Raw genomic sequence first — 22,127 nt, 5'->3', positions numbered from 1 at the left:
AAAGAAACTATCAGGGAAACGAAACTGCAAAAAGTGGTTGATGAAAATTAAGCCTCGCAAATCTTATGTAAAAATGCTTCTTGACGTGATTTTTCCACTTCTCAATCCTTTACAGCTTTCCTCTATTCTATGTTAAGATGGCAATGGCATTTTTTAAAGAAAGGACTGAATGAAAATTTTAAAGCCAAAACCAAAAGCAACATTGATTATTGAATATCTTTCCATCATTTTTGGCGCCGCTTTGGTCGGTTTAGCCTATAATATTTTTTTCCTGCCGGCCAGACTGGCAGCAGGAGGAGTATCTGGTATCAGTACAATCCTATATGAGTTGTATCAATATAACCCCGCCTATGTGCAATGGCTCATCAATATCCCGGTCTTTTTCGTCGGTCTTGCGCTTCTTGGCAAAGATTTCACCTTAAAGACGCTGGTCGGAACTTTCTTCGTTCCATTCACCATCTGGCTCAGTTCTGACATCCCTTTTACGATTGATAATCCTTTACTGGCAGCCATTTATGGGGGAATACTTCTAGGCATAGGCCTTGGCATCGTTTATCGTGGAAAAGGATCGACCGGAGGGCTTGCGACTGTCGCACAAATCGTAAAAAAATTCACAGGCCTATCCAGTGGCTACTCACAGCTCATTGTCGATGGGCTCGTTGTTATCACTTCTGCATTCGTCTTTAACCTCGAACTTGCTCTGTACGCGATGATGGCCATTTATGTGACAAGTAAAGTGATCGACTTTGTCCAATTGCAAAGTTCACCATCGAAGCTGGTGCTCATCATCACCGAGCAGGAAGAAAAGATTCAGACCATCATTAAGGAGGAAATTGACCGTGGTTTGACAAAAATCCGTACAATCGGCGGATTCTCTAATCAGGAAAAAACAATGATCCTTTGCGTTGTTGAACAGCAGGAAGCTGTTTATTTGAAAAAAGTACTACAAGAACAAGAACCTGCTTCTTTCGTCGTCTTCCTCAATGCATCCGAAATTCTTGGAAGAGGCTTTTCCTTATCTAAATTTCACGAAACCCCAAGGTAAAAAAGTTAAACCCATGATCCGAAACAGAATTGTTTTCGGGTCACGGGGATTCTATAGGATGATCCAAACTTCAATGCTATGTAATTCTCTCTCCTCCTTGAAGGCTTCGAGCTTAAACAATAGCCACAACTCCCGCTAATACTGTAATTACCATTCAAACAGGACTATTACACGTGAACTGCGAAGCTACACTGATAGAGCCTCGCAACCCAACAATCAATTCCACCAACAACAATCATGACAAGATTTTCCACTTTCTATTTGTCTTTGATAAGACGCCAAACTTTTGCCTTCATAATGCGAGCGTCTTAACAAATGACAAAATATTACACAATCCACCTTATTTCTCCCTATGCAATATTTAGTCCAAGCTGCTCACGCCTTAGCAAAAAAGAACTACCTTTGTAAAATTACAGTAAATCTATTGTAAATATTTGTATATTAGTCTATCTGGAGAATGATGAATGCTTTATACTTCTGACTGTGATTAGCATCTCTTTTATGAGGAGGAATTGGAATGGAAAACAAGAAAGTTATGAAACTAGCTCTCACCACCATCATTATGTTTATCACTGCTGCAAGCTTTACCTTCAATCCTGGCAATACTGTCCATGCAGAGCAGTCGGTATTGGTAGAAGAGAATTTTGATCAGGTGAATGGCGATTTGCCAAATGGGTGGAAAACCATTGAAGGACAAGCTACAGTCGAGAATGGAAAGTTAAAGTTAACCTCACCATCTTCTTTAGCACCAGCCAGAGTAGTCGTACCCCTCCCCGATAAAAATGAAAACATTGTTTTTGAAGCTGATATGACATTTGAATCCGCAGTCGAGGACACGCGCTGGGCATCCTTGATGTATAGAGTTCAATCTGAAAACTATCCCTATTACCAAACTGCCATTCGAAGAGGAACAACTGCCCTAAACGGGGTTGAATTTGCTGAGCGCAATGCTCAAAACCAATGGGTTGTCCCGGAAGCAACATTTTTCACGGAAAAATTTGAGTACAATAAGCCGTACCGGATCAAGATCATCGTTAGCAAAAACCGTGTACAGCAATTTATTAATAACAAGCTTGTCATCAATTCAGACCAGGCAACAAACTTGACGAACGGCGACATCGGCTTTCAAGCAAACGGATCAACTGTCCTTTTTGACAATGTGAAGGTATCGACATTTGACCAGGACCTGCCTCCAGTCGATAACTCAGGTGCTTTCCTTCCGGTAGAAACTGAAACAAATATTATTAATGCACCAACATTGATCGGCAGCTCTCTTGCAGAAGCAACCAATTCAAACACAGCATCCGTCCTCCTGAAAGTTGAACGGGATGGCTCCGGAAAATTAATGACAAACGATCAGCCGCTTTCTACAGCACTGTCATCCGTTCAAAATAAACACATTCCAATCCTGCAAATCGAGCAAAAGGGGATGGAGGAAGATGTTGTTGCGATTTTAAATGAGACACAGACAACAGACGTACATATCGTCTCTTCCAACCCGGCAATAGTAAAAGAAATCACAACGCTGATGCCAACAGCTCGCGGTGGAATCGTATATACTAAAAATTCTTTTAACAAACATGACCTTAATCAACTCGTTCGTACTGTCCATTCAAGCAATGCCAAAGTTGCGCTCATCCCGCAAAAAGTACTCACGTTAGAAACTGTTCACTACTTGCATACAAGAATGGTGTCAGTGTGGGGATTGGGAGCCGAAACAGAGGATGCTTCCCATCATCTTATCCATACTGGTGTGGATGGAATCATCATGGGCAATCCGGCTGTCACTATTGAGGCACTGGGAAAATACCCAGAGAATACAATTGTTCAACGACCAATCGTTGCCGCACATAGGGGCGTTCCGTCTTTGGCTCCGGAAAATACAATGGCTGGTTATCAGCTTGCATACGATTTGGGTGCGGACCAAATTGAAACAGATTTGCAGCTTACGAAAGATGGACACCTCGTCATCATGCATGATACCACTGTAGACCGGACAACAAACGGGAAAGGAGCAGTAAGCAGTCTCACATTGGAGGAAATCCGCCAGCTTGACGCTGGAATCAAGTTCGGCGAAGAATTCGCTGGTGAAAAAGTTCCAACCTTTCAGGAGTTTTTACAAGCATTCAAAGGAAAGGATGTTATCCTTCTCGTTGAATTAAAAGATGAAGGCATTGAGGAGCAAGTGATGAAGGAAATTCAGGACAAAGGCATGATTGACCAAGTCGTACTTCAAAGCTTCAATCTTGGCAGCATGGTGAAAAGCTATGAATTGAACCCTGAAATTCCAATTGGATATCTCTACTCTGCTGGAGTCCCAGAGGCACAAAATGCAAAAATCAAAAATGCAAAAAAAATGATGAACTATGGAACAACTCACAACGTTACACTCAATGCAAGCTACGGAAGCACCTACACGGAATTCATCCAATACATGCGACAACGCGGCATGCTGACAATGCATTGGACCTTCCGTGATGAAGAACCGTTCCGTGACAAACTAGCACAAGGACTGATCGGACCAATCACCGACTACATGCAATGGCTCACAGATTCACCAATCAGCTTGGAAACGCCAATTAAGAAAATCAACCTTAAAACAGGTAAAACATCCACTGTCCGTGCAAAAGCTTTCGTAGACTACCGTACTGCAAAAAAAGAAAACATCGCTTCAGAACTGTTCGTAACAGAAAATACTGATGTGGTCAAAATCAACGGCAATACAATCGAAGCCGTCTCCCCTGGAACGGCCCAAGTATTCGTGAAACACACCTTCACCATGTTGGGGCAGGAATGGAATGTTGTCGGCGAACCCATTGAAGTACATGTAAATAAATAAAGCTTCTACAGAAAAATCCGGAACGAATCGGTGTTATCGAAAGACTGTTAACAAATTATGAAACAGATAAAAGACAAATGATGATACCAGGTTTCTATTATATCGCCCTCACTCCTAAACTTTTTATAATGGCTATTCTCGAATCTACTCTTTTTAGAACATAGCTTTATAAGAAGCTCTGGAGCGAACAAAACTTGAAAAAGCATTAAATAACTGAAAAACCACCACTGATTCGTATAGCCTTGGCACAAAAATTATTTGGTCAGTTTGATTTTCACACACCTTGTCACCCCATTATGATGTTGATTTAGATTTTAATCCTCATCATTTAAGGGATGACAGGTGCTTTTTATTATTTTGCAAAAATACATAGATAGTGAAGAGTATCATATTTCCGAAAAACTTTTATGAACTTTGTATGTTATGATTTCTGAATAAATTTCATTAAATATTTTGTATAACTTCGCTTTTTGTTATTGTGAGATTTAATAGCTCTCCCCCTCAAACTCTATCTTTCCTCCCCTAACTTAATAAAACCGGATTCATCCACGGTAAGGCCCTTCGTTAGGCTGCCATAAACCAGGAAACTTCAAACCTAATAAAGACCAATAACCATAGTTAGAGAAATTCCTAAACTTTTCAATAAAACTGGCATTAATAATATTCCAAATGAAGGCCCCCCCAATTCTACTCATAACTGTCGCAAATCCAACTACCATAGAACTCACTTCATTAGAAACAAGCCATTAAGATATATAAGGTGGGTAAATGAAAGCATACCGATTCATAAAAGTAGGAAATCTTAAACAGCCGTATAAGAACTGACCGACGTCTCATGTTTCTCATAAAAACAAAAACTCCGGATATCACTCCCATTAAACCGAATAACTAGCGGCACTTAAGAACAAGGTGTTTAAAGCCGTTCAAGTGAATCGGTTCAAATAGGTGATAGGAGCAAGATATAAACAACCTAGTCTAGAAATCAGTGTCTCTATAGAATCTCATTAAAAGATTATCAAGAGTATGCTAAACTAAACAGTAATCACTAACTAAGCAATAAAATAGGATAATTATTTTTTTACTAATTTTATACATGCATTTTGAAGGAGACAGACCAATGAATGTAACGATTGTCCGAGCAATGGATATTCTTGATCTTTTCATTTTTCACTCAAAATTAAACTTGCAGGAAATCATTCAGCTTTCAGGCAGGCCAAAAACTTCAATATTAAGAATACTGCAATCATTTGAGACTATTGGTTTTTTGGAAAGAGACAGCAATGGAGACTATTCTCTTGGATTAAAGCTTCTACAGCTAGGACATCTAGTCTCGGAAAGGTTAGATATCAATCAGCTTGCCATGCCAATTATGGAGGAGTTGTATCAAAAAACAGGAAAAACTATCATGCTGTCCTTGCTACAAGGGGATAAAGTGATTACAGTTGCATCTTTGGAGACCGAGCATCCGATAAAAATTGGTTCAAGTATAGGCAGACAGACACCCCTTTATGCAGGTTCCCCCGCACGGATAATTTTAGCTTTTCAACCGGAGAAAAAGCAAAAAACATATTTAGATAGCATCTCCCTGCAAAAAATTGCGTCCAATACAATTACGGATAAAGATCAGTTAAGTGAAGTTTTAAACAAGAATATTAAAGACAAATACGTCCTTAGTCATTCAGAAGTAAATGATCATACAACAGGATTGTCCGCGCCGATCTTCAATCATAAAAACGAGGTTTTTGCAGCCATCACCATTGCGGGAATCTCCGCAGACTTTACAGAGTTGGAAATACCGGAACTTATTAAGGAGGTCCAAGCAGCGGCTTTGGCCATATCTTCGCAATTCGGATATCAGGGTACTTTTTAAAGATTCCATCCAATGAAAAGACGTTTTCAATCTATCAGACTGGAACGTCTTTTTAATATATCAATCAATATTCATCACAGTATTCAATTCAAGAAAGTTCGTGCTGAAATCCCCGCTCACAAACGTTTCATTTTCAAGCAGTTTCAAGTGGAAAGGAATGGTCGTGTGAACCCCTTCGATGATGAACTCCTCAAGCGCACGTTTCATTCTGGCTATGGCTTCTTCCCGCGAAGAACCATAGGTAATCACTTTTGCAATCATCGAATCATAGTAAGGGGGGATCGTATATCCTGGGTACACACCCGAGTCTACCCGTACTCCCATACCGCCTGGCGGAAGATACATTTCAATTTTCCCTGCTGAAGGCATGAAGCCCTTCTCCGGATTTTCTGCGTTGATTCGGCATTCGATGGACCAGCCATTGAACTCTACCTCTTCCTGTTTCACGGACAGTTCCCTGCCTGAAGCCACATAGATTTGCTCTTTAATGAGGTCAATCCCTGTCACCATTTCTGTAACAGGATGCTCCACTTGGATCCTAGTGTTCATTTCCATGAAATAAAATTCTTGGTTCCTGTGGTCGAAAATGAACTCGACGGTGCCCGCACCGGTATAATCAACCGCTTCTGCCGCCCTTACAGCAGCCTGCCCCATTTTTTCCCGCATTTCCGGTGTCAACGCAGGCGACGGAGTTTCTTCCAGCAGCTTTTGGAGTCTCCGCTGAATGGAACAGTCTCTCTCTCCCAAATGGATAGTGTTTCCATGAGCATCTGCCAGCACCTGGATTTCCACATGGCGGAAATCAACGATATATTTCTCAATATAGACTCCTGGGTTTCCAAATGCGATGGCAGCCTCCTGCTGAGTAATTTCAATACCTTTAATCAGGTCTTCATCCGTATGAGCTACCCGGATTCCTCGGCCACCTCCTCCCGCTGTGGCTTTGATAATCACGGGATATCCGATTTTTTTAACAATTCTCTTCGCTTCCTCCATCGTTTTGACTACACCGTCTGAGCCTGGTACAATCGGCACCCCGGCAGCTTTCATCGTGGTGCGGGCCACATCCTTGGTCCCCATTTTCGTAATGGATTCCGGGCTCGGTCCGACAAATATGAGATTGCATTCACGGCACAGTTCGGCAAAATCCGCATTTTCCGCCAGGAACCCATAGCCCGGGTGGATGGCATCGCATTCCGTCAGCTTGGCTATACTGATGACATTGACTGAATTCAAATAGCTGTCTTTGGATGCGAGCGGTCCAATGCAATAGGCTTCATCCGTCAATCGAACGTGCAGCGCCTCTTTATCGGCCTCGGAATGTATAGCAACTGTTTCAATGCCCAACTCCATGCACGCCCTTATGATACGGACGGCAATTTCTCCCCTGTTTGCTATTAAAAGTTTCTTTATCATTTTTACGCTCCTTACTTAGGCTCGACTGAAAACAACGGCTGGCCGTATTCCACAAGTTCTCCATCCTTCACTAGGATTTCTGCTATTTTCCCTTCGATTTCCGCTTCGATCTCATTGAATAGCTTCATTGCTTCTACGATGCATACGATGGAGTCAGAATTGACTTCAGAACCGACTTTCACATACGAGTCGCTGTCAGGGGAAGGAGCCTGATAAAAAGTGCCGACCATAGGAGAGACAATTTCATGTAAATGGCTTTTCTCTTCAGCTTCGGAAACTGAAGTGGATTCAGTTACTAAAGATCCCGGTTCCATAGCCGGCTGTTCAGATTTGGTTTCCTGTTGAGTGGCTGGCTGAAGGGCAGGCACAGGTTCTGTCACATATCGTACGGTTTCCTGTACAGGACTTTTACCTTTCTTTTTCAATTCAATTTTTAAATCGTCTTGCCTATAAACAAATTCATCAATATCCGACTCGTCAATCAATTTAATAATTTCGCGGATTTCCTGTACTTTTAACATGGAGAATACTTCCTTTCTTTCATTAACGACTTCATATGAAATGTCTCATGCGGATTCATAAAACAACTTTTGACAGATGATTATGTCTTATAGGTTTGACAGCTTCATATCATCTAAAACCTTAAGGAATTTTTATCTGTTTCAGCCCGAGCCGGTAACGGCCGAATGTTTGGATTTCACGACTAACCGCGTACGCTCCAGGAACGACAATAACCGGAATACAGTCGCTTTGGACAATATCGGTCGCTGTACCAGCTCCCTCAGATTGAAAACGCTCTCAGTTTCAATAAAAAGGTTCAAGACCCCCCAACGTTTTAATAACACTTTGATTCTTTTACATGCTTGTTCTTTTTTTAAAAAGAACCGTCAAAAGCAATAAACGCATTTTAGCTTACCATTTTTTCGAAAACAGCTATCATTTTTTTCGACGGCTTTGTCAGCTTGCTAATAATAATTATGACAATACATGTAACGATTAATGTCGGGATCATTGGATCAATTTCAGCAGAAATAAAGCTAAATCTCTGCATGAGCTTCCAACTGATGGCAATGATACTTCCGGATATGATTCCGCCCCAGGCAGCCTCTTTTGTCATACTACGGTAATACATGCTCATAATGATGATTAAGCCACCTGTGCTTCCTGCAATGAGATATGCAAGATTCATCATCTCCATAATATAAGCCGGGCGCCAGATGCCAATCGGTACTGAAAGGGCTCCCAAAAAAAGAACAAGCAATTTGGTCACAACAAGAAGCTTCCTTTCAGAAACATCTTTATTTAACAGTTTTTGATAAATATCCCTTCCCAAACTTGTTGCTCCTGCTAAAAGCCAGGTATTTGCAGAGGATAGTATGGCTACAAAAAGTCCTGCCATTGCAATCCCCACAATAAATGGAGGAACTAGATCAAACGTATAGGTTAACCAAATTGTTTCTGGATCTTCTATATTCGGGTAAATTGTTTTCGCAAAGAATGAAGACCCAAAAAATATAAATGACACCGGAAGATAAATCAATGCAATGGCCATGCCTGCTTTAACAATATCCTTGACACTCGAAGCCGCATAGAATCTGGTTAAATAACCGGGATTCCCTAAATAGCCAAACAGCCAGATGAAAAGCCAAGAGAATGCCATGAAAGGAGTCAGTTCACCAGCATTTGTAAAATAGTCGGGCTGCGCCGCACTTACAGCTTCAGTTACCGGTCCCCAGCCTTCGGTAGCTTTAACCAAAAAAGGCACTGTGATAACCAATGCGGCAGTCAGTATAATCATGGCGATAAAATCGGTATTAAGAACTACTACCATTCCTCCTAAAATCGTGAATATAATTACCATGGCGCAAACAATAATTGTGCTGGAAGAATAACTCATACCGAATAGTTCTGAGAATAATAATCCTCCCTGTACATAGAGTGATCCCAAGAGAACAATCATCCAAACAGAAGCAATGATGGAAAATACCGGTCCTAGTAGTGGACTGTCAAATCGACTTGCCAGATAATCAGGAATTGTAAGTTGACCAAACCTACGCAATTTCGGTCCAATAAAGAAACAGAGAACGAAATAGCTCCACGCAATTCCTATGTTAATCCAGAGAGTCCCTGCTCCAAGGTTATAATAGTAGGACATCATTCCCAAAAAGGAAGCACCGCTAATACCAGAAGCGAAAAGAGAACCTAGAATGAGGTACCATTTCCCTCCTCTTTCCGCTATATAAAAAGAAAGCAAATCTTTTGATTTCATATAGGAATAAAAAGCTACCCCAAACATCAACAGTAAGACAATAGCTATACCGAGTAAAATATGTGCATTCAAGTTGTTTCCTCCCTAGGATGTAAAACTTTTTGCTGTATCGGTTTCTTTATCCTCAAGCTGATCTGTTTTTTCCCAAGGAAACCTATCATTTCTCAAATAGTAAGTACCAAACACGAGGGACAAAATAATCGGAGCCGCACCAAACAACCAGATCCAAAACATATCGGTAAACCAACTCATGGTAACCACCTCAGTTGTTATTTTTTAAGCAAACGGTGAATTCACCTCAATTCCGGCTTCTTCCAATCTTCTTTTTATAATCTTAATCATTTCCAATGCTGTCGGAGTGTCCCCATGGACACAAATCGTTTCCCCATTCACTTCTATCTCTTCTCCTGTGATCGCTTTTACCTTGCCTTCCGTAACCATCCGGATGATCCGTTCTGTTACGAACTCCGGATCTGAAATCACGGCTCCTTCTTCTCTTCTAGAAACTAATGAGAAGTCCTTATGGTAAGCTCGGTCCGCGAATATTTCCAGCTTAAACGGAAGCCCCTTCCTCTCGGCCACCTTATGAAGCTGGGAATGCGGCTTTACAAACACCGAAAGATCAGGTCTAATAGATAGGATGGAATCAACGATATTGATCGCCAGTTGTTCGTCAGAATCGGCCATATTGTTCAAGTTTCCATGTGGCTTCACATGCGTCATATTTACTCCGTGTTTTTGACAAAATATATCCAGAGCACCGATTTGATATATAATCAGGTTCATCAGTTCATCTCTAGGAATGTCCATATTCCGTCTCCCAAATCCAGTTAAATCTGGGAGGCTGGGGTGAGCTCCGACTCCCACACCATGCTCTTTGGCAATCTTTACGGTATGATCCATAATATTCGGATCTCCCGCATGAAAGCCGCAGGCCACATTTGCCGAAGAGATGTATTGAATAACCTCGTCATCATTTCCCAGCTTGTACTGGCCGAAACTTTCTCCCATATCACAATTCAAATCGATCGTTTTCTTCATTATGGCTATTCCCCTTCCCTATTAACAAGTCACTTGTAAAATCCGAAAGTTATGTTCCTGCTTCTTTAGCTCTTCCTGTGCTTCCTCAATGGAAATCTCGGTGAACGTAACTGTATCTCCTGGCTTTACCTGTCCGAGTTTCGGTAGATCGACACCGATCACTCCCCCGATTTTGGTATAGCCGCCAATACTCTGTCTTCCAACAAGAAAAATAATGGGCTGTCCATTTTTTGGCACCTGGATGGCCCCGTAAAAAATACCTTCCGAAATGATATCAGCCGACTCCAGATGTTCAATGACAGGACCATCCAGTCTGCATCCCATCCTGTCCACTTGTTGTGTGACCTTGTAAGTGGAGGAGAGGAACGTTTGAATTCCCTCTTCTGTAAAAGATTTATCCTGCGGACCGAGAATCACTCGGATCTGGATGTCACCTCTATACTCGGGGATAAGGTCATTAGGTAGGCGCCTCCCCTTCAGGCGGCCACTCGATTTCGGAAAGACCCGGAGAATATCCCCTTTTTTCAGAGCCCTTCCTTCCATTCCACCTATTTTTCCAACAAGATCGGTAGCTCTGCTCCCCAATACCTGTGGAACATCAAAGCCTCCGGCCACAGCCAGATATGACCTGCATCCCGAGCGTGCGCCCTTAAATTGGATCACGTCTCCCTCTTCAACTTTGATAGACTTCCACATTGGCGCCTCTTTCCCGTTTATATCCGGACTAAGGTCTCCGCCGGTGACGGCGATGATGCCCGGTTCTCTCACAAGCAATTTCAGCCCCATGAGAGTCACTTCCAACAACGCTGCGTTTTCATCGTTTCCTACTATAATATTGGCCATCCGGTGGGAATACCCATCTGCGGGTCCCGATACCGCCAATCCGTATTTTTGATAGCCGTGCCTTCCCAAGTCTTGGATTGTTGCCAATAATCCCGGTTTCAATACTTCAAATATGATAATCTCCTCCTTTCCCTTGTTGCATCATCTCTTTATGCGTTGGGAAGAGTGGATGTTCCAGGTTTCATTGTTTTCCTCTATCTCTTCAAACTCTTCTTCGGTAATTTCCTCGAAAAACACCTTGTCCCCCGACTCCAGGAGGAAGGGATTCTTTTTTTCCGGGTCGTACAGGCGCAGAGGCGTACATCCGATCAGCCGCCAGCCGCCGGGACTCTGAACAGGATAAATTCCAGTTTGGTTGTTGGCGATCCCAACACTTCCTGCGGGTATGGAAACCCTTGGGGAAGGCAGCCGCGGAGTACTGATTTTCTCCGACATGCCTCCCAAAAACGGATAGCCCGGAGTAAAGCCCAGAAAATAGACCAGATATTCTCCACCTGAATGGATGGAGATGACCTCGTCTGAACTAAGGTCGTTCTGTTCGGCTACATCCTCCAGGTCCGGTCCTCGCTCGCCGCCGTATAAAACAGGAATGTGAACCTCCCGGCCGCCGGATGAACCGACGGTCGAAGCGTCCTTTCCCCATCCCTGCAGCTTTTCCTTCACCTCCACATAGGAAAGCTTCACAGGATTATAGTGGATCAGCAAAGAGCGATAACCGAGAATTACCTCCCCCATACCATCGTCCGATTCCTTCTCCGCCAAATGGGCCAGCTGGCGCACCATTGTGTTTGTCTCTTGATCAATCATATTTTCGAACTCGACAAGTACAGCCTGGTCACCCGCTGGCTTACATACAAATTTCATGAATATCACCCTAGCTTTTCACCTTAATGGAAATTCGAGCGTACTTTTCACTTTTTTGCCTGATGGAACCGACTGATTATTGCTTGAAATCTGTTCCTGGTTCGTCATTACTTCAATGACGCATGCTTTTCCGTAAACTGCAACGAGAGAGGCTCTCCATCGAAAGCAATTACACCTCCTCCAGCTAATATAACCCGGGATTCTACATTCCCAAGGAGTCTTGTACCGGGCAGATTTCTTCCAGAGCTGGCTGTTGTAGGAAAGGTATGCTGACACGATTACCAAATGTCATTTCTGTCTCTTCCACCAAAAGCTCTTCCGGCAGGAGACAATGACCAGGACCACGATACACGGTTTGAACAAATCGAAATGCCCGTTGAATCAGCTCAGGTGTTTGTCTGCATCCCTTAATCAACTGTTCATTTGGCTATCTGGCCAAAAATATTGCTCCAGAATCTCTTCCCTTGAACTTCCTGTTTAGGGACCTGGACCAAGAAAACGACCATCAAAGTCGAGGCCTGAAAAGCCGTATGTACTCCTATCGCAAGTTTGCTCCCCTCCGCTAGTGACCATTACAATATCCGGTTTTCTTGTCGGCTTGCCTTACGTTTTCACCATGAATACGGTCCCTCCTTTTCTTTCCCAAGCGTAATGCCCAGCTCTCGCTGCTTATGTGCATCATGAACTCCGCCTTTCCGGTAATAGCTGCCAGTAAGATGCCCGCCCCTATGGACTTCGACATCACGGTTATGGAAATGTAATCCGTCTGCTGCCGCCGTCGGTAATCACGGATGAACAATTTAACAGAACAATTTTTCAGTCCGTGCAAAGCCGAATTTGATTTCATCCGCGGCCCCCTTTGGTAGAAGTTATGATAACCCTTACATTTCCTTTTGAATTTCATTAAATGAACTGTCATTTCAATCTATGGTCTCAGTATAGCGAGTGACTTTTAAAATTTCAATTTATTTTTAAAATTTTATTAATATTTTTTTCCTGCCCCTTTCATGAACAACGGATTTCTCTCCCTTTTCTTCAAAGCGATGTAAAGGATCATACACTGTTCAAATGATTGGGGATTGATTCGACTCAGCTCACTAATCTTGTTTAGCCGGTACATCAATGTGTTTCGATGGATATAGAGAGTTCTCGCAGCCTTACTGACATTCATGCTGCTTTCACAGTAAGCGATAAAAGTTTCAATCAGCATATCAGATTCAGGGAACTCCCAAATGTTCCGTATATCGTCGGCAAAGAGCTCAAGAAAACGAAGATCGATATCTTCCAGAAAGATATCCGGCATGATGGACCAACTGTCAAACGAATATACTCTTTTTCCCGGATCACTTCTCAGACCAGCCTTTATAGCTTTTTTGGCCTGTTGATAGGAGCGGGCTGCCCCTTCCAGTCCAGTATAACTCTTCCCATAAGCGATAGTGACCCCACCCCGGACACCTTCTCGATCCATAAAAGCAGTCAGTTTGCCAACAGCACTGGTACATGTCCTTTTTAAGTTGGGCTCATCTTTCGAATTAACGATTTTGAAAACCGCCCACTGGTCTTGATTGACTGGACAAACAATGTCCTCATTGCTTCCTCTAAACAAGTGTCTAATCAGGCTTTGCAGTTGTGTTTGCAGCGGGGATGCCTGCGAGGTTAATTCCCTAAGGGCAGGAAAATGAATCAGCAAACATACCCTCGACCCGTTGAAATGCACTCCGAGCAATTGGCAGTATTCTTCAAGTTTGCTTGTATCCTTCCAATCCCGATAATGAATTAGGTGCTGTACGAATAGTTCCGTCGTCTTCATTTGGACGAGCTCTGACTCTGTACGGAAGCTCTCTTTGAGAAACATCTCAATATGGTTGCGGATAAATTTCACATACTTCCTGACACTTTCTGGATCACCAACAATGCCTAAAACACCGATGATCTTATGATCAAACCAAATGGGAGCCGCAATTCCCGGCAAAACATTCTCCAGGTTATCCACCTGCTCCTTCGTGAATACTGTCTCTCTTCCCCCTTCAATCACCCGGGAAGATACCGGATGCAATGTCCCAATCCTCTCTTTATTATCAGAACCGATTATGATACCCTTTTCGTCTGTAATACTGAGAGAGATACCCAGCAAAGATGATGTCTGTTCTACTAGAGATTGTGCAACCTGCTCAAAAAGCTTCATTTCCTTTACCTCCCAACTGTCACGACTCTAGCATAGCAATGATTATACCAAGATACTCGCAATATAGTATTCTAAATTTTGTGCATATTGTTTCTTGAAAGAGAAAAAGACTAAGCTATAATTACATGTACATAACGACTGCCAGGGGGACTGATATAGAAAAAATCTGAGATGCAGTACGTAATAAGAGAATCGCCAGACGGATATGTAGAAACTTTATCTATTGCATCATTCCATATGAGATCCGAACCAAGATCTATCCCGATAAACGAATGTACACGTTTTGAAGCATCCCAATTTGTAAGCGCTTTATTTATTTTTATTCTTTTTATAATTCAATCGTAGCATTCATATTTTAAACTTACTACAACAAGTGTTCATTGGATTTCTAAACATTCAGACCATCTTCAGTCCGACCGTCAAATGCAGCGGCACGGCATTTCAACGAATAATAAAAACCAGAAAAATCATCAGGTCACGAGCAGAATTAACGCCTTTGCCGATTTATTATACTCAGCTTTTCCCAATCAAACAATAAGGGAGTAGATTATATGCATACAACTATTTTAGTAGAATTCATCCTCTACTGTCTCGCCATGGTCGCTATAGGTTATTATTTTAGCAGGAAAGAGATGGAACACTCAGACTTCCTGATTGGCGGTGGCAAATTGCCCGGCTGGGTTCTCGCTTTTTCCGAGAGGGCCACGGGAGAATCAGCCTGGCTGCTCTTGGGTTATACGGGGTTTGTCTTCATGACGGGATTCTCCGCCATCTGGGTAGCAGTCGGAATTGGACTGGGGGTTTCCTTCTCTTGGCTCTTCCTTGCCAGAAGATTTATGGACGAGGCGAAGAAGTATAATGTCATGACACTTCCTGGATATCTTGCAGCAAGATTTGAATCAAAAGGAAAAATCATCCTTTGGCTGGCAACAATCTTAATTGGTAGTTTTATGATGTTCTACTTCGGTGCCCAGATTGCCGGGGCCGGAAAAACCTTGTTCACCGTCTTTGGAATTAAGCCGCTAACTGGTATTCTCATCAGTTTCGCTATCGTCATCGCCCTTTCGTATCTTGGAGGGTTTGTCGGTGTTGTCTGGACGGATATGATTCAGAGTGTCATGATGCTCATCACACTCGTCGGTCTTCCTATTATGGCTTTATTCAAAATCAACTCTGAAGGCTTATCAGTCATGGATGCTGTTGTAGCAGCAGGTCCTACAATGGACTCTTGGACAGGTGGATTAACTGGATTCGCTTTGGGGCTTTTGCTCTTCAATAACTTCGCCTGGTTCTTCGGATTCCTAGGCGGACAGCCTCAGCTCAGCGCCCGCTTTATGGCATTGAAGGACAAGAAAGAGGCAAGAACAGGGGCGACTGTTGCAATCGTATGGGTTATTCTAGCTTATGTAGGCGCCTTTCTCATCGGTTTGACCGCATTGACTCTTTACCAGGGACAGACATTCGCAGATGTGGAGACGATTCTTCCGTTCATGATTCTCGACCTTTTCCCTGAATGGGCAGCCGGCATCTTACTTGCTGGTATACTGGCCGCCATTATTTCAACAGCAGACTCACAGCTTCTTGTTATTACAAGCTCAGCAAGTGAGGACATTATCCGCAATGCCCTTGGCATCAAATTAAGCGAAAAGAAACTTGTATTAGTATCAAGGATGACCATTGTTGGCGCCGGGATCGTCGGTCTAATGATCGCCCTGTTCTCCAAATCGCTAGTCTATCTTGTTGTCGGGTGGGCGTGGGCTGGAGTCGGATGTACACTGTCGCCTGCGATCATTCTTACATTCTTTTGGAAGAAATATTCCGGAGCTGGAGTTCTCGCAACCATCATTTCCGGATTTATCTCAACAGTCATATGGATCTCCACGCCGCTTGAGGAAATCATCTCTTCTCGGTTCACAACGTTCTTCATCGCCTTGGCATTCGGTATTGTCTTCAGTCTATTATTCCCTGAGAAGCAGACTGGAGCTTCCGAAGATAAAGAAGAACTATCTACGGAAAAGGCAATTAATGTTTAATCTTGCAACGAAAAAAGCGACGGGTTTTAAACCCGTCGCTTTTTGCTTATCACTTTGGAGCTTTAAGGAATTCTTGACCTCCATTTTCTCGTGATTACTCGGGAGCCTCTAGGCACCCCTAAAAGATATACGCCTCATGGCAATTTTTGAATCCCCTTTTTACTGATAACCCCAAATACAAGACTCGTATCTGTTCCATGTTTTCAGATATCACCATTCACACTAGATGAATACACTCCCCCTTCCCACAATTCACTCACACAAAAGACCGCCCAAATATCACATTCCGTGGTATTTGGGCGGTCCCTGTATTTATATTTCACCCCTCATATAGGCGTTCCAGTATCCAATATCAAACTTCCATTTTTGGTGAGAAAGGAGAAATAGTATCCAATGAAATTTTTTGGCCCACCTGTTTCTTGATTGCTTTTTCATAAAAGTATCTGGCAACTGCCACATCAGCTACAGCCAATCCTACTGATTTGAAAACCGTAATCTCCCGGTCACTATCCCTGCCCGGCAGCTGACCACTGATAATAAGTCCAAGCTCCCCATGGATGCCGTCTCTATGAAACTTTCCTTCATTGATTGGAATCAACAAGTCACCCGCTTCTTCTAATGCTGAATCGATTGATTCCACTACTACCTTGTCCGCATTTGCTATGACATTGCTGGGTAGTTCTTGCATAGATGGGATATAGGAACCGATCGAATTGACATGGACACCAGGCTCAAGAGCTTCCGAGAATACCGGTTTGCTGGAGCTTGTAGCCGTCACGATAATATCCGCTCCCCTAATCGCTTCATCGGAATCAGAATGGATGGATACGCCTACATCATGCCTCGCTTTGATATACTCCGCAAGGACTTCAGCCTTTTCTCGCGTCCGATTATATAACTTCAACTGGGTAATGTCCCTTACTGCCTTGATGGCTTCGAATTGTCCAATCGCCTGCTCGCCAGTACCGAGAATAGCCAGCACTTTCGAATCGGCGCGTGACAAATATTTGGATGCCGCCCCGGAAAGCGCGCCTGTTCGCATAACCGTTAAATAAGACCCCTCTAATAGTGCAAGCGGCTCCCCCGTATCTGTGTCTGCCAACAGCACCACTCCATTGATAGTTTTTTTTCCAAGAGCGGTATTTTCGGGAAAGACGGCAACATATTTCATTCCAAGACTTTTTAACCCCTCCGCAACAGCAGGCATAAATATGGCATTGCCTTCCTTCTTTTCCAACTGCAGGACAGTCCGAACCGGTGTTGTCGTCCTGCCAGCCGAGTATTCTCTCAGTGCCTCCCCAACATTTTCCACCATTTCGGACATATTCAGCAACTTCTGTTGGTCCTCAGCATTGATAATCAGCATGTTCTAGCCTCCTTCGCATTTTTTAACAGCTTAACAGTACTCGCTAGATAACTGTTCATGACAAGCGGCTACAACCCCCTCAGAAATAACCTGACTATTCTATCACTATACCGACTTGGTATGAAAATTCATATGGGCACAATTGACAAAAAAAGCTTACAATTTGTTGACTATGCAGATTTTATATTTCTTGAGGAAAAGCCACCTCCTTTTAAAAAGGGTATACTTTGCGTCGTTCGTCCTTCCCTCTAAATACCTCCCCACACATAGGCAACATCCTTAATCCCACTTCCTTTTTGAAAAAGCGCTTGCAAAAGATAGAAAATTTATACTATAATTACTTTAATTCATTCCGAAAAAAGGTTATTATATTCCGAATTTCGGAATAATCCATTTCAAAACTAATCATCGCTTTAGAAAGCAACCAGCATTTTGGAAAACAAACATCTACAACCGGAGGGTTACAAAATGAGATTACAAGATAAAGTAGCAATTATTACCGGCGGAAGCCAAGGAATTGGTGAAGGTATCGCCCGAACGTTTGGCAAGAATGGAGCAAAGGTGGTCATCGCTGATGTGAACGAAGAAGCAGGCAAGCAGGCAATAGACCAGTTTATCAACGAAGAAATTGATTGTCTTTTCGTCAAAACAGATGTCAGCAGTGAAGATAATGTTAAGAACTTGATCAGCACAACAGCCGAACATTTTGGCGGTGTGGATCTCCTCATCAATAATGCAGCAGTCAATATTCGGAAATCTGCTGTAGACACTTCTTTTGAAGAATGGAATAAAGTAATCAGCGTCAATTTGACAGGAGCTTTCCTCTGCTCAAAATATGCAATCCCTGAGATGGAAAAGCGCGGCGGAGGGGCCATTGTCAATATCGCTTCCTGGCATGCAGAGAAAACAATTACAAGACTGGCAGCTTATGCGGCTTCCAAAGGTGGAATGACAGCCCTTACAAGACAAATGTCTCTTGACTGCGGTCCCCTGAATATCCGCGTAAATGCTGTATGCCCAAGTTCAGTCGACACCCCACTGCTGCATCAGACATTCGCCAGCCTGGAGGATCCCGATGCTGCATTTGAAGAAACGCTCAGATTCCAGCCGATGGGAAGAATCGGAGTAGTGGACGATATTGCCAACGCCTGCCTGTTCATGTGTTCGGACGGAGCCTCTTACATCAGCGGCCAGACGCTTATGGTAGATGGAGCAGCCATTAATAAAATTGCACGCCCATTGATGTTTGATTAATTCAGCTTTTTCTTTTACCGCTTCATTGCTGCATTTTACGAAAATATGTCTAGTAAAGGGTGGTTTCTAAATGAATAAATATGATGTGATTATTGCTGGCGGAGGCATCATGGCCTCCAGCCTGGCCTACAACCTACGTAAAGACGGATTCACTGGAAGTATTGCAGTCTTTGAAAAAGACCAAATGTATGAATTCTCTTCCACTCCGCGCAGTGAGGGCGGTATCCGCCTCTCATTCACGACTGAAATCAATATACAGATGAGCAGTTACAGTCTGGACTTTTACAAAAGTTTTGCAAAAGAAATGGCAGTGAACGGCGAATCTCCGCAAATTGATTTTAAGCAGACCGGATATTTGTACCTAGGTACGAGCGAAACAATGCCGAGATTGATAGAGGAGGCCAACTTCCAAAACCGGTGCGGAGCCAATATGGAAACCCTATCCGTAGAAGAGATCCGTAATATCGTTCCAGAACTAAATACGGGAGATCTGGCTGGAGCTACGTTTGATACAGATGCAGGATATATGGATCCATATACAGTCCTTCAATTCTATGTGAAAAAGTCAAAATCAATGGAAGTGGATTATATTTACCAGCCAGTTCAATCACTCCTTGCAGAAAATGGGAGAGTAACAGGTGTCCGACTTGAGTCCGGAGAGGAATATCATGCTCATATCGTTGTCAATGCATGCGGCGCATGGTCCGGCGCACTTAGCGAGACAATCGATATCGACATTCCTGTCAAGCCGTTTCGCTATCAGATTTTCTGCCTGGATTTGACAAAGACATTCTCTAAATCGCTGCCTCTTGTTTTCGATCCGACCGGATTCTACTTCCGCGAAGAAGGAGAGAAAGTGATCACCGGTATGCCTCATAAAGATCCGTACAGCTTTGAATTCTCTTCGAATAAGTCCACTTTCGAAGAAGAAGTATGGCCAATCTTCTATGAAAGAAGCCAACTGTTTGAACAGCTGAAGGTGGAACGCAGCTGGGCTGGATTATATGACTTCAATACAGTAGACCAAAATGCGATTATCGGCGGACATCCGGACATGAAAGGTTATTTCATCATTACCGGTTTCAGCGGACATGGGTTCCAGCAAGCGCCAGCAGCAGGAAAAGGACTTTCTGAAATGATTCGTCTTGGAAAATATGAAACTTTAGATTTGTCCTCCCTCTCTATTGAGAGATTTGCCAACAACCAGTTGGTTCTTGAAACAGCCATTCATTAATTACTTAGCGGGCCAAAGCGGGTTCAGAGTACTTCCAGTGATTCTAGGAGATCAGCTGTTATTCCCGGGCCCGGCATGGATTTAAAAGATAAGGATTATCATTTCTTCCACTTTTGTGATCAATACATCTTCAAAGCCAGGGATTTTATGCTAAAATTCAATTGCACGCAACTCCAATCTTTGCTTGTTTCTCGACAATTCAAGTATAAAAGAATTGGATGTTTGCGTGTATTCTTTTATATGCAAATTGTGTGGTAACCCCAACATTTAGTATAAATCCAAGATGCACTTAAGCTAAAGGTGCTTTACTTGAAGGTCCTTGAGCTATTTGATGGCTCTTTTTTCTTATTGAATAAAGCAGCAGTTTAGTTGAAGGTGGAGTTTAACAATAATCGAAAAACTAAAAGTTTAAAGACAGACAGGAAAGATACGATGATAAAAGGTTTGGGAGGAATATTTTGGAGGTCCAAATAAAAAAATGGTACAGCGAAGTGAAGATTGGAATAGAGAATGGGATTAAACCCCAAATAGGAAATGAGAAGGGCAGCTATATTCCAACAGCACAACAAGTAATGTAAAATTCTAGGTACATAATCTAAACAAGACGATTAAGCATCTTGAACTTATTGGTGTAGTACCTCTTGTAAAGAAAAAAAGATTAGTGAATTTGGAAAGTTTATTTGGATTAAAGACCCTGACGGCTGACTGGTCGAGCTTTGGGGGAAATAGCAGGTTGTAATCATTTGCTACTAACCTAACGGGGGTTTTCATTCAATAAAGCTTTCAACAATCGGGCGCTTATCGGGAATACTGATGGCGCCCTATTTAGCAGAATCCAAGTTGTGGAATAGAGATGTTCAAACAACACAAAAGTTTAATCATTTCCTAAGCAGAGGGAAAGCTTGGGAAAGGAAGTTGTTTGACAGATGTTTTCAGATTTGTGAACCGTCTCCGTATACCATCTGATTATTGTTGCTTTAAAGCTCCGTTCGCCACTGGGATATTTTCCATGTCAAGGGCATTCATTTGGCAGAAGTATTCCAGAAAGTTTTTAGCTTCTTTGATTTGTTCTTCATCCGTTTTTAATGCAATGATATCTTTTAGGATTTGAGCAGTCCAAACATTATCAAAATAACGAAATTTACCAGAATTCCATGTAGTTCGGTGAGGGTAGTTTTTATTGACATAATAATTCCAGAAAAGCATCTTCTCCGCTTCTTGATCCGTGAGCTCGATTCTAAATTCTGCATGAGACGGGACCATTCCATCTTCGCTAAGATTCCCGGAAAACATTTCATTTACCATGTAGAGGCCTAGAATCCGCCTTCTTGTTTCTGGTTGATCCGACTCTCTTGCAGTCAGAAGACCTGCGCTGTTTGGACGCAAACGAGCTACTCTGTTTAGCTGACCTTTATTTTTTCCACTTTGAATCTTGCCAGTAGATACTTGCCAGTCGTTAAATACACTTTGCTGCTCTTCTTCGTCCAGCCAGAAAACAATTTGTGAGCTTTCAGAAATTCTAGGGTTCTTCAGCTTTTCCCTGCGCCGCTGTTCAAACGCCTGTCGTTCTTTCTCTTCTTCACGTTTCCTTTCAAGTGCTTCTTCTTCCAATTTCCTTTTCAAAAGGACTTTCTTCAAAGTTTCTGCAACATTCCGGTCATTTAGTGTAATAAATTTTCCAAAAGCATCAGGATAAACAAACTTCTTTACATCCTCGTTAAAATCAACGGTGATGACAGATTCATCATGATCCACAATACTTCCTTCACCAAAGACTTTATGAGTTACTTCTTCATTAATTAAATTCACTAACTCACTCTCCTTATATAAAAATATTCAGGTATTTATTGACACCTAATTAGCCTGCT

The 22,127-nt window shown here is 42.6% G+C and carries 18 protein-coding genes and 1 pseudogene; 7 read left to right on the top strand and 12 right to left on the bottom strand.

Annotated features, from left to right (window positions below; genetic code table 11):
* Positions 1 to 169 precede the first annotated feature (169 nt).
* From H9631_RS14035 to H9631_RS14025, 3 genes are all read left to right on the top strand, one after another.
* A complete protein-coding gene (locus H9631_RS14035) occupies positions 170 to 1,045 on the top strand; it encodes a YitT family protein (protein ID WP_191813818.1) in 876 nt (291 codons plus the stop codon).
* Between the two features lie 517 nt (positions 1,046 to 1,562).
* Complete coding sequence (locus H9631_RS14030; RefSeq protein WP_191813816.1) at positions 1,563 to 3,884, top strand: glycerophosphodiester phosphodiesterase family protein; 2,322 nt, start codon at positions 1,563 to 1,565, stop codon at positions 3,882 to 3,884.
* Between the two features lie 1,117 nt (positions 3,885 to 5,001).
* Positions 5,002 to 5,754: an IclR family transcriptional regulator gene (locus H9631_RS14025; protein WP_191813814.1), complete on the top strand. Its 753-nt coding sequence runs from the start codon at positions 5,002 to 5,004 to the stop codon at positions 5,752 to 5,754.
* A 60-nt stretch (positions 5,755 to 5,814) separates the two neighbouring features.
* On the opposite strand, the gene accC is transcribed toward H9631_RS14025, so the two are convergent.
* From accC to H9631_RS13975, 10 genes are all read right to left on the bottom strand, one after another.
* Positions 5,815 to 7,170, bottom strand: coding sequence for an acetyl-CoA carboxylase biotin carboxylase subunit (accC, locus tag H9631_RS14020; RefSeq protein ID WP_191813812.1), 1,356 nt, complete (start codon positions 7,168 to 7,170; stop codon positions 5,815 to 5,817).
* 11 nt (positions 7,171 to 7,181) lie between these two features.
* On the bottom strand, positions 7,182 to 7,691 hold the full coding sequence (gene accB, locus H9631_RS14015; RefSeq protein WP_191813810.1) for an acetyl-CoA carboxylase biotin carboxyl carrier protein: 510 nt from the start codon (positions 7,689 to 7,691) through the stop codon (positions 7,182 to 7,184).
* A gap of 141 nt (positions 7,692 to 7,832) precedes the next feature.
* Positions 7,833 to 8,015, bottom strand: a complete 183-nt coding sequence (locus H9631_RS22885; RefSeq protein WP_404801746.1) for a helix-turn-helix domain-containing protein — start codon at positions 8,013 to 8,015, stop codon at positions 7,833 to 7,835.
* Positions 8,016 to 8,077: 62 nt separating this feature from the next.
* Positions 8,078 to 9,511, bottom strand: coding sequence for a sodium:solute symporter family protein (locus H9631_RS14005; protein ID WP_191813806.1), 1,434 nt, complete (start codon positions 9,509 to 9,511; stop codon positions 8,078 to 8,080).
* 12 nt (positions 9,512 to 9,523) lie between these two features.
* The gene (locus tag H9631_RS14000) at positions 9,524 to 9,691 is read right to left on the bottom strand and encodes a hypothetical protein (protein ID WP_185830664.1); all 168 of its coding nucleotides are present in this window, start codon (positions 9,689 to 9,691) and stop codon (positions 9,524 to 9,526) included.
* A 24-nt stretch (positions 9,692 to 9,715) separates the two neighbouring features.
* Positions 9,716 to 10,480 (bottom strand): LamB/YcsF family protein, encoded by a 765-nt coding sequence (locus tag H9631_RS13995; protein ID WP_191813804.1) that lies wholly within the window; start codon positions 10,478 to 10,480, stop codon positions 9,716 to 9,718.
* A 21-nt stretch (positions 10,481 to 10,501) separates the two neighbouring features.
* A complete protein-coding gene (locus H9631_RS13990; protein WP_191813802.1) occupies positions 10,502 to 11,425 on the bottom strand; it encodes a 5-oxoprolinase subunit C family protein in 924 nt (307 codons plus the stop codon).
* A gap of 39 nt (positions 11,426 to 11,464) precedes the next feature.
* Positions 11,465 to 12,187 (bottom strand): 5-oxoprolinase subunit PxpB, encoded by a 723-nt coding sequence (gene pxpB, locus H9631_RS13985; RefSeq protein ID WP_191813800.1) that lies wholly within the window; start codon positions 12,185 to 12,187, stop codon positions 11,465 to 11,467.
* Positions 12,188 to 12,749: 562 nt separating this feature from the next.
* A complete protein-coding gene (locus H9631_RS13980) occupies positions 12,750 to 13,034 on the bottom strand; it encodes a hypothetical protein (protein WP_191813798.1) in 285 nt (94 codons plus the stop codon).
* A gap of 135 nt (positions 13,035 to 13,169) precedes the next feature.
* Positions 13,170 to 14,372, bottom strand: a complete 1,203-nt coding sequence (locus H9631_RS13975) for a CdaR family transcriptional regulator (protein WP_191813796.1) — start codon at positions 14,370 to 14,372, stop codon at positions 13,170 to 13,172.
* A gap of 551 nt (positions 14,373 to 14,923) precedes the next feature.
* Here H9631_RS13975 and H9631_RS13970 point away from each other — a divergent pair.
* Complete coding sequence (locus tag H9631_RS13970) at positions 14,924 to 16,405, top strand: sodium/proline symporter (protein WP_191813794.1); 1,482 nt, start codon at positions 14,924 to 14,926, stop codon at positions 16,403 to 16,405.
* Between the two features lie 352 nt (positions 16,406 to 16,757).
* Here the strand turns inward: H9631_RS13970 and H9631_RS13965 are convergent, their stop codons facing one another.
* On the bottom strand, positions 16,758 to 17,771 hold the full coding sequence (locus H9631_RS13965) for an ornithine cyclodeaminase family protein (protein WP_191813792.1): 1,014 nt from the start codon (positions 17,769 to 17,771) through the stop codon (positions 16,758 to 16,760).
* A 468-nt stretch (positions 17,772 to 18,239) separates the two neighbouring features.
* On the opposite strand from H9631_RS13965, the gene H9631_RS13960 reads away from it, so the two are divergent.
* The 3 genes and pseudogenes from H9631_RS13960 to H9631_RS13950 all read left to right on the top strand — a co-directional run bounded on the left by H9631_RS13960 (position 18,240) and on the right by H9631_RS13950 (position 20,964).
* Entirely contained in the window at positions 18,240 to 19,025 is a 786-nt protein-coding gene (locus H9631_RS13960) for an SDR family NAD(P)-dependent oxidoreductase (protein ID WP_191813790.1), read from the top strand.
* 70 nt (positions 19,026 to 19,095) lie between these two features.
* A complete protein-coding gene (locus H9631_RS13955; RefSeq protein ID WP_191813787.1) occupies positions 19,096 to 20,259 on the top strand; it encodes an NAD(P)/FAD-dependent oxidoreductase in 1,164 nt (387 codons plus the stop codon).
* A 432-nt stretch (positions 20,260 to 20,691) separates the two neighbouring features.
* Positions 20,692 to 20,964: pseudogene (locus H9631_RS13950) on the top strand (VOC family protein).
* Positions 20,965 to 21,225: 261 nt separating this feature from the next.
* On the opposite strand, the gene H9631_RS13945 reads toward H9631_RS13950, so the two are convergent.
* Complete coding sequence (locus H9631_RS13945; protein ID WP_191813786.1) at positions 21,226 to 22,068, bottom strand: malate synthase; 843 nt, start codon at positions 22,066 to 22,068, stop codon at positions 21,226 to 21,228.
* Positions 22,069 to 22,127: the final 59 nt, after the last annotated feature.

This window comes from Bacillus norwichensis, assembly GCF_014836955.1.
Lineage (GTDB): Bacteria > Bacillota > Bacilli > Bacillales > Bacillaceae_C > Siminovitchia > Siminovitchia norwichensis.
The sequence above is the reverse complement of the archived record's forward strand: the minus strand, read 5'-3'. Positions and strand labels throughout refer to the sequence as shown.

Excerpts from the sequence above, each read along its gene's own strand:
- H9631_RS14035 (WP_191813818.1), top strand. The coding sequence starts at position 170 with ATGAAAATTTTAAAGCCAAAACCAAAAGCAACATTGATTATTGAATAT.
- H9631_RS14030 (WP_191813816.1), top strand. The coding sequence starts at position 1,563 with ATGGAAAACAAGAAAGTTATGAAACTAGCTCTCACCACCATCATTATG.
- H9631_RS14025 (WP_191813814.1), top strand. The coding sequence starts at position 5,002 with ATGAATGTAACGATTGTCCGAGCAATGGATATTCTTGATCTTTTCATT.
- accC (WP_191813812.1), bottom strand. The coding sequence starts at position 7,170 with ATGATAAAGAAACTTTTAATAGCAAACAGGGGAGAAATTGCCGTCCGT.
- accB (WP_191813810.1), bottom strand. The coding sequence starts at position 7,691 with ATGTTAAAAGTACAGGAAATCCGCGAAATTATTAAATTGATTGACGAG.
- H9631_RS14000 (WP_185830664.1), bottom strand. The coding sequence starts at position 9,691 with ATGAGTTGGTTTACCGATATGTTTTGGATCTGGTTGTTTGGTGCGGCT.
- H9631_RS13995 (WP_191813804.1), bottom strand. The coding sequence starts at position 10,480 with ATGAAGAAAACGATCGATTTGAATTGTGATATGGGAGAAAGTTTCGGC.
- pxpB (WP_191813800.1), bottom strand. The coding sequence starts at position 12,187 with ATGAAATTTGTATGTAAGCCAGCGGGTGACCAGGCTGTACTTGTCGAG.
- H9631_RS13980 (WP_191813798.1), bottom strand. The coding sequence starts at position 13,034 with ATGAAATCAAATTCGGCTTTGCACGGACTGAAAAATTGTTCTGTTAAA.
- H9631_RS13975 (WP_191813796.1), bottom strand. The coding sequence starts at position 14,372 with ATGAAGCTTTTTGAGCAGGTTGCACAATCTCTAGTAGAACAGACATCA.
- H9631_RS13970 (WP_191813794.1), top strand. The coding sequence starts at position 14,924 with ATGCATACAACTATTTTAGTAGAATTCATCCTCTACTGTCTCGCCATG.
- H9631_RS13965 (WP_191813792.1), bottom strand. The coding sequence starts at position 17,771 with ATGCTGATTATCAATGCTGAGGACCAACAGAAGTTGCTGAATATGTCC.
- H9631_RS13960 (WP_191813790.1), top strand. The coding sequence starts at position 18,240 with ATGAGATTACAAGATAAAGTAGCAATTATTACCGGCGGAAGCCAAGGA.
- H9631_RS13955 (WP_191813787.1), top strand. The coding sequence starts at position 19,096 with ATGAATAAATATGATGTGATTATTGCTGGCGGAGGCATCATGGCCTCC.